This is a genomic window from Coleofasciculus sp. G2-EDA-02, assembly GCF_040226375.1.
In the GTDB taxonomy this organism is placed as follows: Bacteria; Cyanobacteriota; Cyanobacteriia; order Cyanobacteriales; family Coleofasciculaceae; genus Coleofasciculus.
In genome coordinates, this window is sequence record NZ_JAVKEW010000224.1 from 1 (window position 1) to 6,114 (window position 6,114).

Here is a 6,114-nt window from a genome sequence, read left to right on the forward strand (position 1 = left end):
CACGCCAAAAGACTGGCGCGTCACGTTTGCAAGTCTAACGACTTAGTAGCCTATGAAGACTTGAGGGTTGCCAATATGCTCAAAAATCACTGTCTGGCTAAGTCAATTGCTGATGCTAGCTGGTATCAGTTCAGACAGTGGTTAGAGCATTTCGCCGCCAAGTTTGGAAGATTAGCTATTGCTGTTCCACCTCAGTACACATCTGTTGAATGCAGCCAGTGCAAAGTGATTGTGAAAAAATCCCTCAGCACTAGAACCCACGTCTGTTCGTGTGGATTAATTTTGCAAAGAGATTGGAATGCGGCTATAAACATTTTGCTCAAGGCAAAATCTAGGGGAGGGCATCCCCAAAGTAACGCTGTAGGAGTTGGAACCTCTACGCTACTTGGCGCAAGCCTAGTAGAGCAAGTTCTGACGTTGAATACAGAATCCCACGCGCTCTATCGCCGTGGGAGTGTCAAATTCTCTGTCCAAAATAACAGCAGGATTTAAACCGGCTTTTCCGTTGAACCACCCTCTGTACGCTTGTGCCATTCGTCCTAAACCGTTGAGGACTTACTCCTTGTTGTTTTCCTCCACTGTACACAGATTAGGCATGGCAGAACTCAGTGTTATTCAGGAGTTTTACCACTTCACTTTAGCTTGAGTATTATTTTTTGTAAAAATAAAAATATCCGCGCCACGTTGATAGCGCTTAACCTTAAGCTTTGTAACAGAAGTTTCTTGACGGCTTGGTAAAGTTTAGCTAAATTACTATGACATTAAGCTCTAAACAAAACGAATGGAGTCCTGACACCCAAGAATGATTACATCATTTCCTGCCTTTTTTTAGGGCTAAAGGGAGCCGAGAGAAGTTTTAGCGAAACGTTACCTTATGGAAAACTTGAGGAGTTGATTATGACAGAACCTTTTATCGGTCAAATTGCCATGGTTGCTTTTGATATAGTTCCCGATGGTTGGTATCTTTGCGACGGTCAACTACGCAACGTAACAAGTGGCGTAAACGATGTTCTAGCGACAATTTTGGCAGGAAAGTACAATCAGCCTGGTGATCCAACACAAGGCGTTTTTCGCGTTCCTGATTTAAGAGGTCGTGTTCCTCTTGGGATTAACCCAATGCCAGGGAATAGCTCTCCTGCTTCTGGTGTAAGTACCTATACCTTGGGCGCAAAAGGAGGTTCAGAAGCGGTTGAGTTAACCGCAGCGAACCTACCAGAAATTCAACTGAAATTAAAAGCGACGAATGCTGACTCTAACGAAACGAGTCCGAGTGAATCTGCTCTTTTGTCGAAACCCAGAAGTAGCATCTATGCAACGGGAAGTACTAATTTTGTGGAAATGGACTGTATTTCTAGTATCGGGAGTAGCCAGAACAACGCCCACAATAATCTTCAACCTTACTTAGTGATTAACTTTATCATCGCCTACCAAGGAATCGATCCACGCATCTAGATTACACCTCATGGTATCCTAACCGTAGGGGCGCACGCGACGTGCGCCCATGCTCTTTGAGTGGGTTAACGCTGAGTTATTTTCTTGGTCAAGCTAGAACCACAACCCACCGCCCCCAGGACAAAGATACCTAAAATAGAACTTGGTTCAGGAACTTCTGTTTGAGGTTCTTCAAACGCTTCTCCAACTTCAATGTTGTCAATCGCAAAGCTATTAACCTGAAAACCAGGTTGTTCACTCAACTCCTCAGAAACAGGTGCCTCTAGCCCTTTAAACTCAACCCGACTCAAGTTACCCCACTGTTGATTAAACATTACCGTTTGAAAATCTTTTAGAGGTCCACGTCCATCCGTAATACCATCAAAGGAAATTATTTTTGTAATTGAACCGCCTCCGGCTAAAAAGCCGACAACCTCAACCGTTTGGGCTTGATCCTGGGGTTCTCCCCATTCGGCTAAGTCGAAGCTGACTAATGAAAATGGAGTTGCATCACCTTTAGACAGGATGACAGGATTGATAAACGACTCCAATGTTTTGTCGTCTACTAAATTCCGGATTATAAAATAGGTACTGTCATTGTGTGCCTCAAATACATTATTCGCTAAGGCATACTGCGTTTGTTCAGGTGGGAGCGTCGGCTTGAATAAGAAATCCTGTGATGTTATTGGTTTTGAGACATCTTCATTATGATTCGGTTCAATCGAATTATCTTCAAAATCAATAACAAGCGCTTGGGCAGCAGTGCTGCTTAATACCGCTATTAATGCAGCCAGAGCTGTCGTTAGTGATAATTTGCCAATGACCTTTGAATGAGCCATGATGAAATGCATATCCCAAAAATTTAAAACTGATTTGTGGAGATGCCTAGCCCTGATGGAAATCAAGAAGAATTGAATGTGCAGCAAGCTCTATCTAATTGGTTTTCTTTTTTGAGAGATTTTCTACCTTTAATCCCTGAGTTCCCTTAAGGTTTATAATCGCATCTTGCCCAGTTAAAAAACAAGTTTTATCGCGATTATTTACAGAAGAAATACAATAAATAGGACTTCAATAAAGCTTTGATAAACTTTGCTGCGGATTTAAAATTGGATGAAAAATTAGATAGATTATTCTACCGCAGCCATTAATTGTCTACGTTTTCCATCAATCTAATTTTTCCAAAAACCCTGTTTGAGTAAGACTTCTCGGACTCTGGCTCTGCGCTGAAACCGGAAGTATTACCACTTTTGTCAGAAAAGCTATCAATATTAGGGTCTGCTTTTCTTGAAGGTATATTTATCTCATGGAATTAAACACGGTGTAGACGTTGCTCAAGAGAAACAGAATGTTATACCAAGTTGCAGTCTAAGGTAGAATCTGTCATGCTGAGCAAAACCCTTCACGACCTTCGAGGGCAGGCTCCGTGAAACGGAGTGACGCGAAGCATCTGCCCAGATTCTTCGCTTCGCTCTCCAATGACATGATAGAACGCAACTTGGTATTAGCACCTTGGATAAGGGTATAATTTTACCTTCATCCTTTCGTCACCCCGTTCCGGAATTTTGGGCTAAAATTTTCGTTTTCAGAATAATTATAATTACTTATTTGACAAATTTATTTATATAAAGTAAAATATGATGTTGTTTTAACAACAAACGTTAAAAAGGAATTATCGCTGTTGCCATAGAGGAAAAGAAAATCGGTGAGTCTCAAAACTGGGTCACAGTTTCCACCGATGTATCTTTTAGCTGTTCCAAAGACTGCCAAACCTTTTGCAGCATAGACTCTAACCCCGTCTGAGTCACGGCGGAAATTTGGAAGACGGGTACATGAGTTAAGTGATTGAGTTCAGTCGCCAGAAGTTCTACCGCCTCTGAATCAATAGCATCTATCTTATTGAGTGCCAAAATTTGGGGGCGTTCTGACAATCCCCGTCCATAAGCCTGTAACTCGGCTTGAATGGTTTGATAATCGCCTATCGGATCATCAGCCGTAGCGTCAATCAGGTGCAGTAATAAGCGCGTGCGTTCGATATGGCGGAGAAAGTCATGCCCTAACCCCGTTCCCAGATGCGCCCCTTCTATTAATCCGGGAATATCGGCAAACACTGTTCCATCACCCGTAGGTTTCCGAACCACACCCAAATTCGGCACTAACGTGGTAAACGGATAATCGGCAATCTTGGGGCGTGCAGCAGAAAGGGCGGCAATGAGGGTAGACTTACCTGCATTGGGTAAACCAATAATTCCCACTTCTGCCAGTAATTTCAACTCCAAACGTAAGCGGCGATACTCTCCAGGGAGTCCGGGTAAGGCATAATCAGGAGCGCGATTGCGATTGCTCAAAAAATGCTTGTTCCCTAATCCTCCCTTACCCCCCTTGGCAACGCAAAAGGTTTGTCCAGGTTGGACTAAATCCCCTAGAACTTCCTCAGTATCCGCATCATAGATAACTGTACCGCAGGGAACGTGAATCGTGCGATCGCGCCCATTAGCACCCGTCCGATTATTCGGTCCCCCACGTCCACCATTGTCGGCTTGGAAGCGATGGGCATATTTGAAATCCAGCAAGGTTTGCAGGTGTTCAGCCGCCACCAAAATCACATCTCCCCCTCGTCCGCCATTCCCACCCGCAGGTCCCCCCGCCGGCACATATTTCTCCCGCCGGAAGGCGACAATACCATCGCCGCCCTTTCCAGCTTCTACTTCAATTTCCGCTTGATCAATAAATTGCATTATTTGTCATTAGTCATTGGTCATTTGTCAAACGTTTAATCTAGTCGGGGCGGGCGCGAGTTACATCTGGGTGAGGGAAGAAATGATAGTAGTGAAAAGAGCCCCTACAGACGAATAATGACACATCTCTACATTAAAAATATTTAGAGACATCTTCGCCCCGTTCATCTGCCAGATAGGATAATGCCCGGAAGCGCAAGCCGACTAACTGATCATAGAGGGGATTGAGCTTACACATTGCTGGAATGTGGGCGACTTTGCGACCAAATAGGTTGACATCCCGTTCAAACGGACATTGAGAGGGAATAATATTACACACGAATCGGGCAACTCGTGGGTCATGAACTTCCATCCCATCCAGCCATTTGCGTAAAGGGTGGAGAATATCCGAATGGGGATGGGGAGATGTTCCCGGTTGCTGGGCATCTTGGTGGGCAACATCCGTGGTATTCATACCCTCACCATCGTAAAGGGTATGCCGTAGGGCATTCAATGCCTCGATTTGCAGTCCTAGCGCTTCGCAGAACTCTTGCAGAACATTGTCTTCCGTAGCTGAGTAGATACCATCTGCCATCGCTACCATGACAGCCGTTCTGATAAAATTCTCGGCGGTATGCAAGTCATGACCTAACACCGCAGCCAGTTCTTCAGCAGAAATGGTTTGTTCAACCGACTGTGGGTCTTTATCCACCTCCAGGAGTTCATGAGTCAGTTGAGAAACGATCTCTTTTTCTTCGGGATCAAAGTGACCATCAGCCCAAGCCACGGTACACAACCCGCGCAGCCAAGCCGAAATTTGGTCTTCGGTGTAGGGAGATTGAGTGACAGCCGTCATAATTATCTAAATAAACTCGACGAACATGATGTAAGAGCGAACCTTGGCAGAGTCCTAACGAGTTGTAAGCTGGGAGACTAAACGACTAAGGTATAGCAACAACGGCATTACCCTACCAGGGTTGGAACTGTTTCCACTCTTAATCTTAACTACTGCGGAAGAGAAGTTCTGGTCACTATCGGCACAATCAGGCTGAGACGATTGGTAATTATTGAGCTCAAGGGGTTGCCGCTGTAGCCATAATACCTAGCTTTACCGATAATTGACTCCTACCAACTTTCAACGTATCGCGGGAGTCCCTACCCTCAACGAAGTAGGGTAGGGAGGGATAGCGGATTGCCGGAGGAACGGAGGCAATCAACCCTTCGACTTCGCTCAGGGTTAATCTTGAGGTGTTTCCTGGGATTTGATATAAGCCTTAACTCTCTCAATGGGAGCGCCACCAGTGGAAGCAACATAATAAGAGCCTGACCAAAATGCCGACTTAGTATAAGTTTTTGATAGTTCCACAGCAAAGTCTTTTCTGATGATTCGACTAGAGGCAGACTTCATGCTACCAATCAGAGATGATAGATTGTTGTCTGGATGAAAGTCTACCAATAGATGTACATGATCGGCTTCTCCTGAAAATTCGACTAGCCGACACTTTGTTTTAATACAGACATTGGCGATTACCTCATGTAATCGCTCTAACATTCCTGATGTAATAATCTTGCGCCTGTATTTAGTCACGAACACGACATGCAGTTGAACAGAAAATACAGAGTGAGAACCTTTCCTAGCTTTCACTTGACATAACCCCACCTGAATGTGCTAGATTAATCTTAACAGGAGGAAACAGCAATGCCAACAAGACGTGTAACTTTTCGGCTATACCCCAATAGAAAGCAAGAGCAGACATTGCGGTATCACCGTAAGTTGCACCAGGATTTGTACAACGCTGCTGTTTGTAATCGGTTCACTCAGTACCAAAAGTTTAACCATCGGGTTGACTACTTCGAGCAACAAAACTCTTTACCTGCCTTCAAGGAAGTTTGGGTAGAGTACAAAGAGTGTAATTGTATGACCTTGCAGGCTACGTTAAAGCGTGTTGATTACGCATTTAATCGGTGG

The 6,114-nt window shown here is 44.5% G+C and carries 6 protein-coding genes and 1 pseudogene; 3 read left to right on the forward strand and 4 right to left on the reverse strand.

The window, feature by feature from the left end; all coding sequences use genetic code 11:
- On the forward strand, window positions 1-492 hold a 492-nt coding region (locus tag RLO19_RS26185; RefSeq protein ID WP_446360322.1), incomplete at its 5' end, for an RNA-guided endonuclease InsQ/TnpB family protein.
- A gap of 405 nt (window positions 493-897) precedes the next feature.
- The gene (locus RLO19_RS26190) at window positions 898-1,452 is read left to right on the forward strand and encodes a phage tail protein (RefSeq protein WP_446360323.1); all 555 of its coding nucleotides are present in this window, start codon (window positions 898-900) and stop codon (window positions 1,450-1,452) included.
- A gap of 65 nt (window positions 1,453-1,517) precedes the next feature.
- Here the strand turns inward: RLO19_RS26190 and RLO19_RS26195 are convergent, their stop codons facing one another.
- From RLO19_RS26195 to tnpA, 4 genes are all read right to left on the reverse strand, one after another.
- A complete protein-coding gene (locus tag RLO19_RS26195) occupies window positions 1,518-2,270 on the reverse strand; it encodes a PEP-CTERM sorting domain-containing protein (protein ID WP_446360324.1) in 753 nt (250 codons plus the stop codon).
- Between the two features lie 870 nt (window positions 2,271-3,140).
- Window positions 3,141-4,166: a GTPase ObgE gene (gene obgE / locus RLO19_RS26200; protein ID WP_446360325.1), complete on the reverse strand. Its 1,026-nt coding sequence runs from the start codon at window positions 4,164-4,166 to the stop codon at window positions 3,141-3,143.
- 133 nt (window positions 4,167-4,299) lie between these two features.
- Window positions 4,300-5,001: a Mo-dependent nitrogenase C-terminal domain-containing protein gene (locus tag RLO19_RS26205; protein WP_446360326.1), complete on the reverse strand. Its 702-nt coding sequence runs from the start codon at window positions 4,999-5,001 to the stop codon at window positions 4,300-4,302.
- A gap of 381 nt (window positions 5,002-5,382) precedes the next feature.
- Entirely contained in the window at window positions 5,383-5,790 is a 408-nt protein-coding gene (tnpA, locus tag RLO19_RS26210) for an IS200/IS605 family transposase (RefSeq protein WP_446360327.1), read from the reverse strand.
- A 54-nt stretch (window positions 5,791-5,844) separates the two neighbouring features.
- Here tnpA and RLO19_RS26215 point away from each other — a divergent pair.
- Window positions 5,845-6,114 (forward strand): annotated as a pseudogene (locus RLO19_RS26215) (RNA-guided endonuclease InsQ/TnpB family protein); the annotation flags it as partial.